The sequence below is a fragment of the Pelagibius sp. 7325 genome, from assembly GCF_037652055.1.
Taxonomy (GTDB): domain Bacteria; phylum Pseudomonadota; class Alphaproteobacteria; order Kiloniellales; family Kiloniellaceae; genus Pelagibius.
This window is the reverse complement of the sequence record NZ_JBBKAH010000010.1, coordinates 21,453-37,988: the sequence shown is the minus strand read 5'-3', so window position 1 is coordinate 37,988 and position 16,536 is coordinate 21,453. Positions and strand designations below refer to the sequence as shown.

Here is a 16,536-nt window from a genome sequence, read left to right as displayed (position 1 = left end):
GGCCTGGGCGGTCGCGGGGCGCGCGCATATCTTTGGGGGAGTAACCCGTGCGTTTGATCGAATGGGCCGGTGAGCCGGCCGGCCGGAAGGAAGAGGGGGGACAGACGGCATGATCATCCAGGCCCTGGCCTTCTATCTTTTCGCCGCGGTCACCGTGGCCGCCGGCGTCATGGTGGTGACGGCGCGCAACCCCGTGCACTCGGTGCTGTTCCTGATCCTCGCCTTCTTCAACGCCGCGGGGCTCTTCGTCCTGATGGGGGCGGAGTTCCTGGCGATGATCCTGGTGGTGGTCTACGTCGGTGCGGTCGCGGTGCTGTTCCTCTTCGTGGTCATGATGCTGGACATCAACTTCGTGCGCATGCGCGAGGGCTTCCTGCAGTACCTGCCGCTCGGCGGCCTTATCGGCCTCATCCTGCTGGTCGAGCTGATCCTGGTCGGCGGCGCCTGGATCATTTCCCCGGCGGCGCAGCTGGCGGCCAGCCAACCGCAGGTGCCGGCCGGCGACATGCACAACACCCGGGCCCTGGGCGGGGTGATCTACACCGATTACATCTACCTCTTCCAGGTCTCCGGCCTGATCCTGCTGGTCGCCATGGTCGGCGCCATCGTGCTGACCCTGCGCCAGCGCGTGGGCGTGCGGCGCCAGTCGATCGCCAAGCAGACCGCGCGGACCCGTGCAGAGTCCGTCGAGGTGAAGCAGGTCCCAAGCCGGAGCGGGGTATAACGCCATGCTGGAAATCGGCCTCGGCCACTACCTGACGGTCGCCGCGATCCTCTTCACCCTGGGGATCTTCGGCATCTTCCTGAACCGCAAGAACGTCATCATCATGCTGATGTCGATCGAACTGATGCTGTTGGCGGTGAACATCAACCTGGTGGCCTTCTCGACCCACCTGCAGGATCTCGTCGGCCAGATATTCGCGCTCTTCGTGCTGACCGTAGCCGCCGCCGAGGCGGCCATCGGGCTGGCCATCCTCGTGGTCTACTTCCGCAACCGCGGATCCATCGAGGTCGAAGACATCAACATGATGAAGGGTTAGGGCAGGGACCATGGAGCAACTGATCGTCCTGCTGCCGTTGCTCGGCGCCATCATCGCCGGCTTCTTCGGGCGCTTCATCGGCGACCGCGGTGCCATGCTGGTGACCTGCGGCCTGCTGCTGGTTTCCGCCGTGCTGTCCTGCATCGTGTTCTACGACGTCGCCTTCGCCCACAACGCGCGCGTCACCGAGCTGTTCACCTGGATCGATTCCGGCAGCTTCGAGGTCAGCTGGGCGCTGAAGGTCGACACGCTGACCGCCGTCATGCTGGTGGTGGTGACCGGCGTGTCCTCCATGGTGCACGTCTATTCCGTCGGCTATATGTCGCATGATCCGGCCAAGCCGCGCTTCTTCGCCTACCTCAGCCTCTTCACCTTCTTCATGCTGATGCTGGTGACGGCCGACAACTTCGTGCAGATGTTCTTCGGCTGGGAGGGCGTCGGCCTGGCCTCCTACCTGCTGATCGGTTTCTGGTACGAGCGGCCGAGCGCCTGCGCCGCCGCCATCAAGGCCTTCCTGGTCAACCGCGTCGGCGACGTCGGCTTCGCGCTGGGCATCTGCGGCGCCTTCGTGCTTTTCGGGACCGCCAGTTTCGACCAGGTCTTCCAGGCCGTGCCGGGCTACGCCACCGCCGAGTTCGAGGCCTTCGGCATCTCCGGCCACGCGCTGACCATCATTTGCATCCTGCTGTTCATCGGTGCCATGGGCAAATCGGCCCAGCTGGGGCTGCACACCTGGCTGCCGGACGCCATGGAGGGCCCGACCCCGGTCTCCGCGCTGATCCATGCCGCGACCATGGTGACGGCCGGGGTCTTCATGGTGGCCCGCCTCTCGCCGATGTTCGAGTATGCCCCGACCGCCCTGGAGCTGGTCACCTACGTCGGCGCGCTGACGGCCTTCTTCGCCGCCTCGGTGGGCCTGACCCAAAACGACATCAAGCGGGTCATCGCCTATTCGACCTGCTCGCAGCTCGGCTACATGTTCTTCGCCCTCGGCGTCTCGGCCTACTCGGCAGGCATCTTTCACCTGATGACCCACGCCTTCTTCAAGGCGCTGCTGTTCCTCGGCGCCGGGTCGGTCATCCACGCCATGTCCGACGAACAGGACATGCGCAAGATGGGCGGCATCTACAAGATGATCCCGATGACCTGGGGCCTCATGTGGATCGGCACCATCGCGCTGCTCGGCATCGGCATCCCCGGCGTCTTCGGCTTCGCCGGTTTCTACTCCAAGGACATCGTGGTCGAGTCGGCCTTCGCCGATCACTCGACCCACGGCACCTTCGCCTTCGTCATGGGCGTCATGGCGGCCTTCATGACCGCCTTCTACTCCTGCCGCCTGATGTTCATGACCTTCCACGGCAAGCCGCGCGCCTCGAAAGAGGTGATGTCGCACGTGCACGAGTCGCCGCAGGTCATGCTGATCCCGCTCTACGTGCTGGCCTTCGGCGCCGTCTTCGCCGGCATCGCCGCCTACGAGTACTTCGTCGGGCACTACATGGAGGAGTTCTGGGGCGAGGCGCTGCTGGTGCTGCCCGGGAATAACACGGTGGAGGCGGCGCACCACGTGCCGCTGTGGGTGAAGCTGGCGCCGCTGGTGGCGGGCCTGGGCGGCATCGCGCTGGCCTACCTCTACTACATGGCGGCGCCGGGGCTGCCGGCCAGGACCGCCCGCGCGCTGCGTCCGCTGTACCTCTTCTCGCTGAACAAGTGGTACTTCGACGAGCTCTACGACCGCGTCTTCGTGCGGCCGGCGCGGCTCCTCGGCTTCGGCCTGTGGAAGGGCGGGGACGGCGCGATCATCGACCGCCTCGGGCCGGACGGCATCGCCGCCACCACGCAGAACGCATCCAAGCGGACCTCGGCCCTGCAGAGCGGCTACGTCTATCACTATGCCTTTGCCATGCTGATCGGGGTCGTCGTCCTGGTCACCTGGTACATCCTCAGCCAGGTGGGGTGATCCTAAGATGACGGGTTGGCCAATCCTTTCGACGATCACCTTCCTGCCCCTGGCGGGCGCGCTGTGGATCCTGTTCTTCGTGCGCCACGAGGACGAGGCCCTGGCGGCCAAGAACGCCCGCTCCATGGCGCTCTGGGCCTCGCTGGTGACCTTCGTCGTCTCGCTGTTCCTGTGGTTCAAGTTCGACCGCGCCAGCGCCGACTTCCAGTTCGTCGAGCGCTTCGACTGGATCCCCGCGTTCAACATCAGCTACCACATGGGCGTCGACGGCATCTCGATGATGTTCGTCCTGCTATCGACCCTGCTGACGCCGCTCTGCGTGCTAGCCAGCTGGGATGCGGTGAAGGTGCGGGTGAAGGAGTACATGATCGCCTTCCTCGTCCTCGAGACGCTGATGGTCGGCATGTTCTGCGCCCTCGACATGGTGATCTTCTACGTCTTCTTCGAAGGCGTGCTGATCCCGATGTTCCTCATCATCGGCATCTGGGGCGGCGGGCGCCGGGTCTACGCGGCCTTCAAGTTCTTTCTCTACACCCTGGCCGGCTCGGTGCTGATGCTGCTGGCGATCCTCGCCATGTTCTACGACGCCGGCACCACGGACATTCCGACCTTGCTGAGCCACGGCTTCCCGGCCGGCATGCAGATCTGGCTGTGGCTGGCCTTCTTCGCCTCCTTCGCGGTGAAGGTGCCGATGTGGCCGGTGCACACCTGGTTGCCGGACGCCCACGTCGAGGCGCCGACCGCGGGCTCGGTGATCCTGGCCGGCGTGCTGCTGAAGATGGGCGGCTACGGCTTCCTGCGCTTCTCGCTGCCGATGATGCCGGAGGCCTCCGAGTTCTTCGCGCCGCTGGTCTTCACCCTCTCGGTCATTGCCGTGATCTACACCTCTCTGGTGGCGCTCGCCCAGGAGGACATGAAGAAGCTGATCGCCTATTCGTCGGTCGCTCACATGGGTTTCGTGACCATCGGCATCTTCGCGGCGAATCAGCAGGGCATCGAGGGGGCGATTTTCCAGATGCTGTCCCACGGCATCGTCTCGGCCGCGCTGTTCCTCTGCGTCGGCGTGGTCTACGACCGCCTGCACACCCGCCTGATCGAGCGCTACGACGGCCTCGTGGCCCGCATGCCCGGCTATGCCCTGGTGTTCATGGTCTTCATGCTGGCCTCGGTCGGCCTGCCGGGCACCAGCGGCTTCGTCGGCGAGTTCCTGGTACTGGTCGGCGCCTTCCAGGCCAATACCTGGGTCGCCCTGCTGGCCGCCACCGGCATGGTGCTGGGTGCCGCCTACATGCTCTACCTTTACCGCCGCATCATCTTCGGCAAGATGACCAAGGAGGATCTCATGGCGATCCTCGACCTCAACTGGCGGGAAAAGGCGGTCTTCGCGCCGCTGCTCGCGCTCGTGCTGTGGATGGGCATCTACCCGGCGTCCTTCATCGACGTGATGGCGCCGTCGGTGGAGCGCCTGATCGAAGGCTACGAGGCGTCCCTGGCCGCCGCCGAGACGCCGCTGTTCGCCAGCCTATGGTCCGGGCGCTAGAGCGGAGGCTAGGAGAGACATGATGTCCGAGTTGAATATCGCCGCCGCGCTGCCCGAGGTCTTCCTGGCCTGCGCCGGCATGATCCTGCTGATGCTGGGCGTGTTCCGCGGCAACAGCGGCACCCGTCTGGTGCTGTCGCTGACCGTTGCCTGCTTCACCCTGGCCTTCATCATGATCGCGGTCTCGATGGGACGCAGCGAGCAGGCGATGGGCGGCCTCTTCATCGCCGATGCCTTCGGCGACTTCATGAAGCTTCTGGTGCTCGCCGGCTCCGCGGTCACCCTCATCATGTCCATGCGCTATATCGAGCGCGAGGACATGGCGCGTTTCGAGTACCCGGTGCTGATCCTCTTTGCGACCCTCGGCATGCTGCTGATGATCTCGGCCAACGACATGCTGTCGCTCTACCTGGGCCTCGAACTGCAGAGCCTGTCGCTCTACGTGGTGGCGGCCTTCCGCCGCGACCACCTGCGCTCCAGCGAGGCCGGCCTCAAGTACTTCGTCCTCGGCGCCCTGTCATCGGGCATGCTGCTCTACGGCATCTCGATGATCTACGGCTTCGCCGGCACCACCTCCTTCGTCGCCCTGGCGGCACAGTTCGAGGTCGGCATCTCGGCACCGATCGGCCTCATCGTCGGTATCGTCTTCCTGGCCGCGGGCCTCGCCTTCAAGATCTCCGCCGTGCCTTTTCACATGTGGACGCCGGACGTCTACGAAGGCGCGCCGACGCCGGTCACAGCGTTCTTCGCCACCGCGCCGAAGATGGCCGCCGTCGCCCTTATCGTGCGCGTCATGGTCGGCCCCTTCGGCGACCTGGTCGAGCAGTGGCAGCAGATTATCTGGTTCATCTCCATCGCCTCGATGGTGCTCGGTGCCCTGGCGGCGATCAGCCAGACCAATATCAAACGCCTGATGGCCTACAGCTCCATCGGCCATATCGGCTACGCCCTCATCGGCCTCGCCGCCGGAACGGAGCAGGGTATCAACGGCATTCTGGTCTACATGACGATCTACATCGTCATGAACCTCGGCACCTTCGCCGTCATCCTCTGCATGCGTCAGAAGGATACGATGATGGAGCGCATCGACGACCTGAAGGGACTCAGCAAGACCAACCCGGCGATGGCGCTCGCGCTGGCGATCTTCATGTTCTCGATGGCCGGCATCCCGCCACTGGTCGGCTTCTTCGGCAAGTTCTACATCTTCCTGGCGGCCATCCAGGCGGGGCTCTACGTGCTGGCGGTGGTCGGCGTGCTGAGTTCGGTTATCGGCGCCTACTACTACCTGCGCATCGTGAAGCTGATGTACTTCGACGATCCCATCGAGGCCTTCGACCGACCGATCGGGCGGGAAATGGGCGTCATCCTGGCCGTGACCAGCCTGCTGATCGTCCTGCTGACGGTGGGCATCGCCCCGCTGCTGGACGGCACGGCCATGGCGGCGGCTTCGCTGTTCCAGGGATGATCCCGGAACCCGACCGCAACCGGGACCCCCGCCTGCCGCCGGCCTACCGGCTGGTGGCGCTGGACGAGATCGACAGCACCAACAGCGAGGCCAAGCGCCGCGCCGCCGCGGGCGCCGAAGACGGCACCCTGATCTGGGCGCGCCGTCAGACCGCCGGCTACGGGCGCCAGGGCAGGGGCTGGGCCAGTGCGTCGGGCAATCTCTTTCTCTCGGTCATCGTGCGCCCGGACTGCAGCCTGGCCGAGGCCGCCCAGTTCAGCTTCATCACCGCCATCGCCCTGGGCGAGGCCATCGGCAGCGTCGCCCAGCCGCAGATCGACGTCACCTACAAGTGGCCCAACGACGTGCTGCTGAACGGCCGCAAGGTGGCCGGCATCCTTCTGGAATCCCAAGGCGCGACGGGAGCCGACGGTATCCAGCGCCTGGAGTGGCTGGTGATCGGCGTGGGCGCCAACGTGAATTCCTTCCCCAGCGATACCCGGCTGCCCGCGACCAGCCTGCATTTCGAAGGCTGCCCGGCCAGCGTTTCCGCCGTCGACCTGCTGGAGGCCTTCACCCGCCACCTGCTGTCGTGGATCAACGTCTGGCTGGAGGAGGGCTTCGCGCCGGTGCGCGAGGTCTGGCTGCGCCACGCCCAGGGCCTCAAGCAGGAGATCGAGGTGCGCCTGCCGCACGAGACGCTGAGCGGGACCTTCAGCGACCTCGATCCCCAGGGCACCCTGGTCCTGACTCTGCCGGACGGCAGCACCCGCCGCATCGCCGCCGGCGAAGTCTATCTGCCGGGCGAGGCGCAAGGCGCGTAAGGGGAGGCCGAGGGAGAAGCCATGCTCGTCGCCATCGATGCCGGCAACACCAATGTGGTCTTCGCGATCTTCGACGGCGAGACCCTGCGCGCCAAGTGGCGCGCCTCCAGCGACGCCAAGCGCACCGCGGACGAATACGCCGTCTGGCTGACCCAGCTGATGACGCTGCAGAACCTGAAGCCGGCGGACATCACCGGGGCGATCATCGCCAACGTGGTGCCGGCCTCGGCCTACAATCTCAACACCCTGTGCAGCGAGTTCTTCAAGGTCGAGCCGATGGTGGTCGGCGATCCCAAGCTGGATCTCGGCATCGAGGTCCACATGGACCACCGCGAGAACGTCGGCGCCGACCGGCTGGTCAACGCGCTGGCCGCGCACCGGGCCCACGGCGGCCCGCTGATCGTCATCGACTTCGGCACCGCCACCACCTTCGACATCGTCGGGCCGGACGGCGCCTATGAGGGCGGTGTCATCGCGCCCTCGGCGCAGCATTCGGTCGAGGCGCTCTACCGCGCGGCGGCGCAGCTGCCGCGGGTGAAGATCGAGCGGCCCGAGCACGTCATCGGCAAGGACACCGTGCCGGCGATGAAGTCCGGCATCTACTGGGGCTACGTCGGTCTCATCGAAGGGCTGACCGCGCGCATCCAGCAGGAATACGGCCGGCCGATGAAGGTGATTGCCACCGGCGGCCTCGCCACTCTCTACGCCGAAGCCGCCCCGGTCATCGAGGTGGTCGATCCCGATCTCACGCTTCGCGGACTTCGCTTGATCCACGCGGCCAACTGTAAGGAATAGCCGCATGGCCAAGGAATACACCGGCAAGGACCTCGGTGCCGAGGACCTCTACTTCGTTCCGCTCGGCGGCACCGGTGAGATCGGCATGAACCTCAACCTCTACGGCCACAAGGGCGCCTGGCTGATGGTCGATCTCGGCATCATCTTCGGCGACCCGCGGCTGCCGGGCATCGATGTCGAGATGCCGGACCCGGAATTCATCGTCCAGCGCCGCGAGGACCTCGCCGGCCTGATCCTGACCCATGCCCACGAGGATCACATCGGCGCCGTGCCCTACCTCTGGCCGGAGCTGCGCTGCCCCGTCTACGCCACCAAGTTCACCGCCGCCCTGGTGCGCCGCAAGCTGGCCGAGGTCGGCCTGCTGGACGAGGTGCCGCTGATCGAGGTGCCGCTGTCCGGCACCTTCCAGGTCGGCCCCTTCGAGATCGAGCTGGTGACCCTGACCCATTCGATCCCGGAACCCAACGCGGTGATCATCCGCACCGCGGCCGGCACGGTGCTGCACACCGGCGACTGGAAGTTCGATCCCGAGCCGCTGGTCGGCGAGACCTACGACGAGCAGCGCCTGAAAGCGCTGGCGGATGAGAACGTGCTGGCGATGGTCGGCGATTCCACCAACTCGATGGTGTGGGGCGAGGCAGGCTCCGAGTCCGACGTGCGCCGGCATCTGCTGGAGGTCGTGCGGCCGCTGAAAAAGCGTGTCGCCGTCGCCTGTTTCGCCAGCAACGTGGCGCGCCTGGAAACCGTCATCCATGTCGCCGAGGAATGCGGGCGGCGGGTCTGCCTTTTGGGCCGCTCCATGCACCGCATCGTCGAGTGCGCGCGCGAGGCCGGCTACCTGCGGGACCATCAGCCCTTCGTCTCAGAGGACGAGATCGACTTCCTGCCGCGTGAGGCGGTGCTGCTGCTGTGCACCGGCAGCCAGGGGGAGCCGCGCGCCGCCTTGTGGCGCATCGCCCGCGGCGACCACCCCAGCGTGGCGCTCGACGCCGGCGATACGGTGGTTTTTTCCTCGCGCGTCATTCCGGGCAACGAGACGACGATCTTCGAACTGCAGAACAGCCTGGCCGAGATGGGCATCGCCGTCGTCACCGACCACGACCACGAGATTCACGTGTCCGGCCACCCCGGCCGCGACGAGCTGATCCAGATGTACCAGTGGGTGCGTCCGCAGGTCGCGGTGCCGGTCCACGGCGAGGCGCGCCACCTCGCCGCGCATGCCGAGATCGCCAAGCAGTGCCAGGTGCCGCAGCAGATCGTCGGGCGCAACGGCATGGTGGTCCGGCTGGCGCCCGGCAACGCCGAGGTCGTCGATACGGTCCCCAGCGGCCGGCTGGTCTATGACGGCCGGCGCCTGCTGTCGCGCGACAGTCCCGTCTTGAAGGGCCGCCAGAAGATGATGTTCAACGGCGCCGTCGCCGTCACCCTGGTGATGGACGAGCGCGGCGCCCTGGACGGCGAGCCCGACATCTCCACTGTCGGCCTCTTCGAGCCGCACGAGGAGGAGGAAGACCTGGCGGCGGTCGAGATCGCCATCGCCGACGCGGTTCAGCGCCTCGGCCGGCGCGAGCGCAAGGACGATGCGGCGGTGGAGGAGGCCGCGGCCCAGGCGGCGCGGCGGGCGATCAACCGCCTGCTCGGCAAGAAGCCGATGGTGATGGTGCACGTCATCCGCTTCGAGTGAGGCGCCGCAGGACCTGTCAGGAGAGTCGGGCAGGGGACCGACGCGGGCCCGCCTGGGCCTTGCGTCCCGCGCCGGCGGGCCACAAATTAGGCGCAAAACATAGAGGAGAGGACGCAATGATCGGCAGGCTGAACCACGTGGCCATCGCGGTGCCCGACCTGGAGGCGGCGGCGGGCGTCTACCGCGGCATGCTGGGTGCCGCCGTCTCCGATGCGGTGCCGCAGCCCAAGCACGGTGTTACCGTCATCTTCGTGAACCTGCCCAACACCAAGATCGAGCTGCTGCATCCCCTGGGCGACAGCTCCCCGATCGCCGCCTTCCTGGAGCGCAACCCCGCCGGCGGCATCCATCACATCTGCTACGAGGTCGACGACATCCTTGCCGCCCGCGACCGCCTGAAGGCCGAGGGCGCCAGGGTGCTGGGCGACGGCGAACCGAAGATCGGCGCCCACGAAAAGCCGGTGCTGTTCCTCCACCCCAAGGACTTCTGCGGCACCCTCATCGAGCTCGAGCAGGCCTGAGGGGTGCCGCGATGAACTGGTTCACCGGTGTCCTCGTCTACGGCATGGTCTGGATCGTCGTGCTGCTGACCGTGCTGCCCTGGGGCGTGCGGCCGCCGGACGCACCGGAAACCGGCCACGAGCCCGGCGCTCCGGAAAAGCCCATGCTGGTGCGGAAGTTCGTCGTCACCTCGCTGATCTCCCTGGCGATCTGGGGCGCCATCTATGTGGTGATCGACCAGGGCTGGATTTCCTTCCGCGACAGCGTCGACCCCTTCGTGAAGCCCGGCGCCACGGAGAGCACGCCCCCGGGTAGTACACAGTGAGCGGCTATTGCGACTATGCGCCGGGCAACCCGATCCACGCCCATTACCATGACCGCGAATACGGCTTCCCGGTGGACGACGACAGCGTCCTGTTCGAGCGCCTAATTCTGGAGATCAACCAGGCGGGCCTGTCCTGGGAGCTGATGCTGAAGAAGCGGGAGGGCTTCCGCGCCGCTTACGACGGCTTCGACATCGACAAGGTGGCCCGCTACGGCGAGCGCCAGCGCAGCCGCCTGCTGAACGACGCCGGCATCATCCGCAACCGCCTGAAGGTCGATGCCGCCATCGAGAACGCCCGGCGCATCGTTGCCCTGCGGGAGGACTATGGCTCCTTCTCAGGCTGGATCGCCGCCCACCATCCCCTGGAAAAGGCTGAGTGGGTGAAGCTCTTCCGCAAGACCTTCAAGTTCACCGGCGGGGAGATCGTCGGCGAGTTCCTCATGAGCACCGGCTATCTGCCGGGCGCCCACCGGGAGGACTGCCCGGTCTTCAAGACGCTCGCCAGGCTGTCGCCGCCCTGGATGCGGGGGTAGGGGGAGGGCCGTCAGGCAAAAAAATAAGGCAAGCCGCAGCTTGCCCTCGCCAGTTCCCTGTTCAGATTTTATGGCCCGATTGTCAGGCTCATTTTGAAGTTGGACGACCTTGGGTCGTCATTCTTTTTTGGCGTGTCCACCCTAAACCTGGGCCGCGCTGCGCTATTTTGCGCAGTTCTTACGGGCATATGTAATATCCCAATTCGCGGGCCGCGTCACCCTTTTTCTAACAATGTTTTACAATTACCCCATGTTGCATTGCAACAATTGCGCGGAACTCCGCCCTATGGTTGAAAAATCGGGTTTAGCTGCAAGCAAGGCGTCCTGCTGTGCCGCTTATTGCTTTGTTAAACGGAGGGCCCCTAGGCTCAGCCGATGGATCTTCAGGTGAAGGCGCGCCGCGCCGTTCTGCTCTTGCTGGCCCCGCTCTTGGGGGTAACGGCCGCGCCGGCGGCCGCCGAGGAGGCCTATCTGACCATCAGCGAGGCCGACTGCGCCCGCCTGACCCGCCACTACCCCGCTGATGACGTGACCTACCAGCCCGGCAGCGACGTGCGCGGCAAGCCGGTGGCGCCGGCCGACTTAAACGCGAACGGTGGGCTGATCCTGCCCGACGCGGTCGTCATCCCCATCGAGGTCGATCTCTTCGAGCGCTACGGCATCCCGGCCAACAGCGCCAATTTCAAGGGCGACATCTTCATCGGCGAGGTGGTGGTCGACGTCGCCAGCGGCCGGGCCACCTTCAACGGCCAGCCCCTGCAGACCGACGCCGAGGCCGAGCTGGCCGCCCGCTGCCAGCGCATCGTCCGGGATCGGGCCCCCGCCCGGTAGAGCGCGGGCCAGGGCCTCGGCCAAGCTTCCGCGCCGCCGCCATCGACAGAGCGGGGCGGCTCCCCTATACAGCACAGGCTCCGCTGACCGGTTGCACCCTTGCGGCGCGGCGGATTCCCGGTCATTTTCGCGCCTGGAGCCGCGAGGGCTCTTCCCGGGTATCAACCCTACGTCAAGTTCAACCCTACGAGTGTGGTATGCGCCTTTCGCAGTATTTCATGCCGACCCTGAAGGAAACCCCGAAGGAGGCGGAGATCGTCTCCCACCGGCTCATGCTGCGCGCCGGGATGGTGCGCCAGGCCAGTGCCGGGATCTACTCCTGGCTGCCGCTCGGCTTCCGCGTGCTGAAGAAGATCGAGCAGATCGTCCGCGAGGAGCAGGACGCCGCGGGCTACCAGGAGGTCCTGATGCCAACCATCCAGTCGGCCGACCTGTGGAAGCAGTCGGGGCGCTACGACGACTACGGCAAGGAGATGCTGCGCATCAAGGACCGCCACGAGCGCGAGATGCTCTACGGCCCGACCAACGAGGAACTGATCACCGAGATCTTCCGCAACGGCGCCAAGAGCTACCGCGACCTGCCCAAGGGGCTCTACCACATCCAGTGGAAGTTCCGTGACGAGGTGCGGCCGCGCTTCGGCGTCATGCGCGGGCGCGAGTTCCTGATGAAGGACGCCTATTCCTTCGACATCGACTACGAGGCCGGGCGGCGCGCCTACCAGAGGCAGTTCGTCGCCTACCTGCGCACCTTCGCGCGCCTGGGCCTGAAGGCGATCCCGATGGAGGCCGACACCGGCCCGATCGGCGGCAACCTCAGCCACGAGTTCATCGTGCTGGCCGATACCGGCGAGTCGGAGGTCTTCTGCGACCGCGAGTTCCTCGATCACGACGTGCTCGGCACCGCCGTCGACTATGCCGACGCCGACAGCGTGGCGAAGGTGGTCGACTACTACACCAACCTCTACGCCCGCACCGACGAGAAGCACGACCCGGCGGCCTTCGAGGCGGCGGTCCCCGCCGACCGACGCTATACCGGGCGCGGCATCGAGGTCGGCCACATCTTTTTCTTCGGCACCAAGTACTCCGAGCCGCTCGGCGCCGTGGTCACCACGCCCGACGACGACAGCGTGCCGGTGCAGATGGGCTCCTACGGCGTCGGCGTGTCGCGCCTGGTCGGCGGCATCATCGAGGCCTGCCACGACGACAACGGCATCATCTGGCCGGAGTCCGTCGCGCCCTTCAAAGTCGGCCTGGTGAACCTGCGCGCGGCCGATGCCGACTGCACGGCGGCCTGCGACAAGCTCTACGGCCAGCTCAATGAAGCCGGCATCGAGGTGCTCTACGACGACCGCGACGAGTCGGCCGGCGCCAAGTTCGCCAACATGGACCTGATCGGCCTGCCGTGGCAGCTGGTGGTCGGGCCGCGCGGCCTGAAGAACGGCGTCGTCGAGCTGAAGCGGCGCGGCAGCGACGACCGCGAAGAGCTGTCGCCTGATGCCGCGCTCGCGAAGCTGGCCGGCTAGGCGCAACGGATGTTCTTTTCCGGCTTCGAACGTCTCGTCGCGCTCCGCTACCTGCGCCCGCGCCGGCAGGAGGGCTTCGTCTCGATCATCGCGACGCTCTCCATGCTGGGCATCGCCATCGGCGTCGCCGCGCTCATCATCGTCATGGCGGTGATGAACGGCTTCCGCCAGGAGCTGCTGGCCCAGATCCTCGGCGTGAACGGCCACCTGACCGTCTTCGCCGACGAGCCGCGCATCAACAGCTACGACGAGCTCGCCAGCAAGCTCAGCGCCGTCGACGGCGTCGTCATGGTGACGCCGCAGATCCAGGAGCAGGTGGTGATCACCGCCGGCGAGTCCGCGAGCGGCGCGCTGGTGCGCGGCATGAAGAAGGAAGACATCCTGGCGCGCCCGCTGCTGGCCGACAACATCGTCTCCGGCAGCCTTGAGAATTATGGCCCCGAGGGCGGCATCCTTCTGGGCGCCCGCCTCGCGCGCAAGTTCAACCTGCGCGCCGGCGACCGCGTTACCCTATTGCTGCCGGGCGGCAATACCACCGTGATGGGCACGGTGCCGCGCATGAAGACCTACACCATCGCCGGGCTCTTCGAGGTCGGTATGGCGGTCTACGACGAGGGCTTCATCTACATGCCGCTCGCCGACGCGCAGCTGTTCTTCCGCCTGCCGGAATCCGTGAACGCCGTGGAGGTCTTCGCCGACAATCCCGAAGACGCCTTCACGGTGGGCGCGCGCATCCAGCGCGACCTCGGCCCCGGTTACCGCATCGTCGACTGGCAGCGCACCAACGCCACCTTCTTCGGCGCCATCAAGACCGAGCGCAACGTGATGTTCCTCATCCTCTCGCTCATCATCCTGGTGGCCGCCTTCAACGTCCTCTCCGGCCAGGTGATGCTGGTGAAGAACAAGGGCAGGGACATCGCCATCCTGCGCACCATGGGCGCCACGCGCGGCATGATCCTGCGTATCTTCTTCACCACGGGTGCCACCATCGGCGTGGTCGGCACCGCCCTCGGCTTCGCGATCGGCCTGTCGTTTTCGCTGAACATCGAGGCGATCAGGCAATGGCTGCAGGCCCTGCTGCAGACCGAGCTGTTTCCAGCCGAGATCTACTTCCTGACGCGCATGCCCGCGAAGGTGGATTCGACCGAGGTCGCGCTGGTGGTTTGCATCGCGCTGGTGCTGTCCTTCCTGGCGCCGCTCTATCCGGCCTGGCGCGCCGCGCGGCTCGATCCGGTCGAGGCCCTCCGTTATGAATAAGGGCGCTATGAGTAAGGGCGATCTCAGCAAGGTCGGCAGCCGCAACGGCCATGGCCTGGAACTGCGCGGCGTGCGCCGTGTCTTCAAGCAGGCGCGCAGCAACCTGGAAGTGCTGCAGGACGCCTCCTTCAAGGTCTCCGGCGGCGAGATCGTCGCCCTGGTCGGCCCCTCGGGCGCCGGCAAGTCGACCCTGCTGCACATTGCCGGACTCTTGGAGCGCCCGGACGGCGGCCAGGTCCTCATCGATGGCCAGGACTGCCTCGGCCTTTCCGATGCCCAGCGCACGACGCTGCGGCGACGGGCCATCGGCTTCGTCTACCAGTACCACCACCTGCTGCCCGAGTTCTCCGCCCTGGAGAACGTGATGATGCCGCAGATGATCGCCGGCGCCGGCAAAGCGAAGGCACGCGAGAAGGCCGCGGCGCTCTTGGAGACCGTCGGCATGACGCCAAGGGCCGACCATCGCCCGGCGCGGCTCTCCGGCGGCGAGCAGCAGCGTGCGGCTATCGTGCGGGGCCTTGCCAACGATCCCTCGATTCTGCTGGCCGACGAGCCGACTGGCAACCTCGACCCCGACACAGCCGCAGGCGTCTTCGCCCAGCTCCTGCACCTGGTGCGCGACGGCGGTCTCGCGGCCGTCATCGCCACCCATAATATGGACCTCGCCCAGCGCATGGACCGCGTCCTGCGCCTGGAGCACGGCCGCATCGTCGAGGCGTAGGCGGCGCGTCATGGCGTGAAGCATGGGGTCGCGATCGCTGTTGCCGTCCTCGCCGGCCTGGCGGTCTGGATGCTCGGGCTGGCGGGTGGATACTATGTCGACCCGGCACTTTTTCCGCTCGGTATGCTCTACCCCTTCGTGGGTCTTGCGCTGGCGGCGTGCTCGTTGCTGGTCGGTGCCGTCTACGCTCTGGGCTGCCTGACGCTCTTTTTTATGGGGAAGGGCAGGCGGTACCTCGGCGTTGCTCTGGTGGCGTTGATCGGACCTGCGATTGTCTTGGCCGGACCGAGACTGTTCGGTGCTTACGACGCCTTCGTCTACCGGATGAAGGGCTTCTCAGAGACCGACTACCAGCGGCTCGCAGCAGATATCATGGCAGAGTTGGATCGGCGTGGGGTTCGGACCCTGCCGGCGGGCCATGATCCTCTGACGCTCAAGCCCGTGCCCATACCCCAAACGCTGATCGATTCTCACGACCTCCTCGCCATCAGCCGCTTCCCGCTCCGCGTGCTGGCAAAGGATGGCGGAGTGTCGGTGATGTGGGGCAGCGGCCTGACCGGCGGCTATACGGTGGCCGTCTCGCTGAACCCGGAGCCGCTCCCCGGCTGGGCCGATGATTTACGGCAGGGCGACTACGATCTGCCGGTCACTTACATCTACAGCGGCGTAGCGGCGTCACTGCTACCTTAGCCGGGCTCAGCCATGCCCAGCGCATGGACCGCGTCCTCCGCCTGGAGCACGGCCGTATCGTGGAGGGGTGACCCAGCCACCTGTGCTGTAGTGTGAACCTCTTGAAACCTCCGCGAATTGGTCCATTTAAGAGGCGGAGGACGCCCTCTACCCCGACCACAATCTGACTTCCAGGACGGCCTGGTCTCTGAAAAGGAGGCTCGGTTATGCCTTGGATTCTTCTGGTTTGCGCCGGTCTGTTGGAAATCGGCTGGGCGTACTCGATGAAGCGGTCGCAGGGTTTCACTCTCCTGGGGCCGTCGCTGATTACCATCGCGGCGATGGTCGCGAGCTTCATGCTGCTCTCCCTTGCCATGAGGACGCTGCCGCTCGGCACGGTCTACACCATCTGGACCGGCATCGGTGCGAATGGTGCTTTCCTGGTTGGCATCACCGTTCTGGGAGAGCCGCTGACGCCCGCACGCCTGCTGGGCGCCGGGTTCATTCTGGCCGGCGTGGTGATCATGAAGCTCTCTTCGACCGCGTGATCCCGGCTTGAGGGCCAGTACGCTGCCGGTCCTGACTTACTTTGGCGTCGCCACGCGCACCATGGCCAGTGCAAGCGAAAGCAGCAGCGAGAGCCACTTTGCACGCCATGCTGCTGGATACCTACGCGCGCCGTTCCTCGGCGAGGTTTCTCGCAGAGATAGCAAATCGTTTCAATAAATTCAGCAGGCGGCGAGCAGCCGCCACTCGAACCGCGCGATCACAGATTCGCTGTTCACAAGTAAGCCTTTGGATGCTGTATTAATCCATCAGCTCAGTTTTACTAGTCCGATTCTATAGGGTAATCCTCTCCGAAGATGCAAAGGTATAGGTGGATCTGAGTGGA

At 65.9% G+C, this 16,536-nt stretch carries 17 protein-coding genes; all 17 read left to right on the top strand.

Features of this window, described 5'->3' with window-relative positions; genetic code table 11:
* Positions 1–109 precede the first annotated feature (109 nt).
* The 17 genes from WDC82_RS19850 (at position 110) to WDC82_RS19770 (ending at position 16,192) form a co-directional block, all read left to right on the top strand.
* The gene (locus WDC82_RS19850; protein WP_340119135.1) at positions 110–724 is read left to right on the top strand and encodes an NADH-quinone oxidoreductase subunit J; all 615 of its coding nucleotides are present in this window, start codon (positions 110–112) and stop codon (positions 722–724) included.
* Between the two features lie 4 nt (positions 725–728).
* Positions 729–1,040 carry an NADH-quinone oxidoreductase subunit NuoK gene (gene nuoK, locus WDC82_RS19845; RefSeq protein WP_340119134.1) on the top strand — a complete coding sequence of 104 codons (312 nt, stop codon included), beginning with the start codon at positions 729–731 and terminating at the stop codon, positions 1,038–1,040.
* 10 nt (positions 1,041–1,050) lie between these two features.
* Positions 1,051–2,997, top strand: coding sequence for an NADH-quinone oxidoreductase subunit L (nuoL, locus tag WDC82_RS19840; protein WP_340119133.1), 1,947 nt, complete (start codon positions 1,051–1,053; stop codon positions 2,995–2,997).
* 7 nt (positions 2,998–3,004) lie between these two features.
* Positions 3,005–4,537 carry an NADH-quinone oxidoreductase subunit M gene (locus WDC82_RS19835; protein WP_340119132.1) on the top strand — a complete coding sequence of 511 codons (1,533 nt, stop codon included), beginning with the start codon at positions 3,005–3,007 and terminating at the stop codon, positions 4,535–4,537.
* 19 nt (positions 4,538–4,556) lie between these two features.
* Positions 4,557–6,002 carry an NADH-quinone oxidoreductase subunit NuoN gene (nuoN, locus tag WDC82_RS19830; RefSeq protein WP_340119131.1) on the top strand — a complete coding sequence of 482 codons (1,446 nt, stop codon included), beginning with the start codon at positions 4,557–4,559 and terminating at the stop codon, positions 6,000–6,002.
* Positions 5,999–6,805 (top strand): biotin--[acetyl-CoA-carboxylase] ligase, encoded by an 807-nt coding sequence (locus WDC82_RS19825; RefSeq protein ID WP_340119130.1) that lies wholly within the window; start codon positions 5,999–6,001, stop codon positions 6,803–6,805. The genes nuoN and WDC82_RS19825 overlap by 4 nt, the downstream gene beginning before the upstream one ends.
* A 21-nt stretch (positions 6,806–6,826) precedes the next feature.
* Positions 6,827–7,600 (top strand): type III pantothenate kinase, encoded by a 774-nt coding sequence (locus WDC82_RS19820; RefSeq protein ID WP_340119129.1) that lies wholly within the window; start codon positions 6,827–6,829, stop codon positions 7,598–7,600.
* Positions 7,601–7,604: 4 nt separating this feature from the next.
* Entirely contained in the window at positions 7,605–9,284 is a 1,680-nt protein-coding gene (locus WDC82_RS19815) for a ribonuclease J (RefSeq protein WP_340119128.1), read from the top strand.
* Between the two features lie 116 nt (positions 9,285–9,400).
* Positions 9,401–9,805, top strand: coding sequence for a methylmalonyl-CoA epimerase (gene mce / locus WDC82_RS19810; protein WP_340119127.1), 405 nt, complete (start codon positions 9,401–9,403; stop codon positions 9,803–9,805).
* An 11-nt stretch (positions 9,806–9,816) separates the two neighbouring features.
* Entirely contained in the window at positions 9,817–10,110 is a 294-nt protein-coding gene (locus tag WDC82_RS19805; RefSeq protein ID WP_340119126.1) for a DUF1467 family protein, read from the top strand.
* A complete protein-coding gene (locus WDC82_RS19800; RefSeq protein WP_340119125.1) occupies positions 10,107–10,643 on the top strand; it encodes a DNA-3-methyladenine glycosylase I in 537 nt (178 codons plus the stop codon). The genes WDC82_RS19805 and WDC82_RS19800 overlap by 4 nt, the downstream gene beginning before the upstream one ends.
* A gap of 375 nt (positions 10,644–11,018) precedes the next feature.
* Positions 11,019–11,474 carry a hypothetical protein gene (locus WDC82_RS19795; protein WP_340119124.1) on the top strand — a complete coding sequence of 152 codons (456 nt, stop codon included), beginning with the start codon at positions 11,019–11,021 and terminating at the stop codon, positions 11,472–11,474.
* Positions 11,475–11,671: 197 nt separating this feature from the next.
* Entirely contained in the window at positions 11,672–12,997 is a 1,326-nt protein-coding gene (proS, locus tag WDC82_RS19790; RefSeq protein ID WP_340119123.1) for a proline--tRNA ligase, read from the top strand.
* A 9-nt stretch (positions 12,998–13,006) separates the two neighbouring features.
* A complete protein-coding gene (locus tag WDC82_RS19785) occupies positions 13,007–14,254 on the top strand; it encodes a lipoprotein-releasing ABC transporter permease subunit (protein ID WP_340119122.1) in 1,248 nt (415 codons plus the stop codon).
* Between the two features lie 7 nt (positions 14,255–14,261).
* Positions 14,262–14,975, top strand: a complete 714-nt coding sequence (locus WDC82_RS19780) for an ABC transporter ATP-binding protein (RefSeq protein WP_340119121.1) — start codon at positions 14,262–14,264, stop codon at positions 14,973–14,975.
* A 15-nt stretch (positions 14,976–14,990) separates the two neighbouring features.
* Complete coding sequence (locus WDC82_RS19775) at positions 14,991–15,665, top strand: hypothetical protein (RefSeq protein ID WP_340119120.1); 675 nt, start codon at positions 14,991–14,993, stop codon at positions 15,663–15,665.
* Between the two features lie 206 nt (positions 15,666–15,871).
* Positions 15,872–16,192 (top strand): multidrug efflux SMR transporter, encoded by a 321-nt coding sequence (locus WDC82_RS19770; protein ID WP_340119119.1) that lies wholly within the window; start codon positions 15,872–15,874, stop codon positions 16,190–16,192.
* Positions 16,193–16,536 lie beyond the last annotated feature (344 nt).

Excerpts from the sequence above, each read along its gene's own strand:
- WDC82_RS19850 (WP_340119135.1), top strand. The coding sequence starts at position 110 with ATGATCATCCAGGCCCTGGCCTTCTATCTTTTCGCCGCGGTCACCGTG.
- nuoK (WP_340119134.1), top strand. The coding sequence starts at position 729 with ATGCTGGAAATCGGCCTCGGCCACTACCTGACGGTCGCCGCGATCCTC.
- nuoL (WP_340119133.1), top strand. The coding sequence starts at position 1,051 with ATGGAGCAACTGATCGTCCTGCTGCCGTTGCTCGGCGCCATCATCGCC.
- WDC82_RS19835 (WP_340119132.1), top strand. The coding sequence starts at position 3,005 with ATGACGGGTTGGCCAATCCTTTCGACGATCACCTTCCTGCCCCTGGCG.
- nuoN (WP_340119131.1), top strand. The coding sequence starts at position 4,557 with ATGATGTCCGAGTTGAATATCGCCGCCGCGCTGCCCGAGGTCTTCCTG.
- WDC82_RS19825 (WP_340119130.1), top strand. The coding sequence starts at position 5,999 with ATGATCCCGGAACCCGACCGCAACCGGGACCCCCGCCTGCCGCCGGCC.
- WDC82_RS19820 (WP_340119129.1), top strand. The coding sequence starts at position 6,827 with ATGCTCGTCGCCATCGATGCCGGCAACACCAATGTGGTCTTCGCGATC.
- WDC82_RS19815 (WP_340119128.1), top strand. The coding sequence starts at position 7,605 with ATGGCCAAGGAATACACCGGCAAGGACCTCGGTGCCGAGGACCTCTAC.
- mce (WP_340119127.1), top strand. The coding sequence starts at position 9,401 with ATGATCGGCAGGCTGAACCACGTGGCCATCGCGGTGCCCGACCTGGAG.
- WDC82_RS19805 (WP_340119126.1), top strand. The coding sequence starts at position 9,817 with ATGAACTGGTTCACCGGTGTCCTCGTCTACGGCATGGTCTGGATCGTC.
- WDC82_RS19795 (WP_340119124.1), top strand. The coding sequence starts at position 11,019 with ATGGATCTTCAGGTGAAGGCGCGCCGCGCCGTTCTGCTCTTGCTGGCC.
- proS (WP_340119123.1), top strand. The coding sequence starts at position 11,672 with ATGCGCCTTTCGCAGTATTTCATGCCGACCCTGAAGGAAACCCCGAAG.
- WDC82_RS19785 (WP_340119122.1), top strand. The coding sequence starts at position 13,007 with ATGTTCTTTTCCGGCTTCGAACGTCTCGTCGCGCTCCGCTACCTGCGC.
- WDC82_RS19780 (WP_340119121.1), top strand. The coding sequence starts at position 14,262 with ATGAGTAAGGGCGATCTCAGCAAGGTCGGCAGCCGCAACGGCCATGGC.
- WDC82_RS19770 (WP_340119119.1), top strand. The coding sequence starts at position 15,872 with ATGCCTTGGATTCTTCTGGTTTGCGCCGGTCTGTTGGAAATCGGCTGG.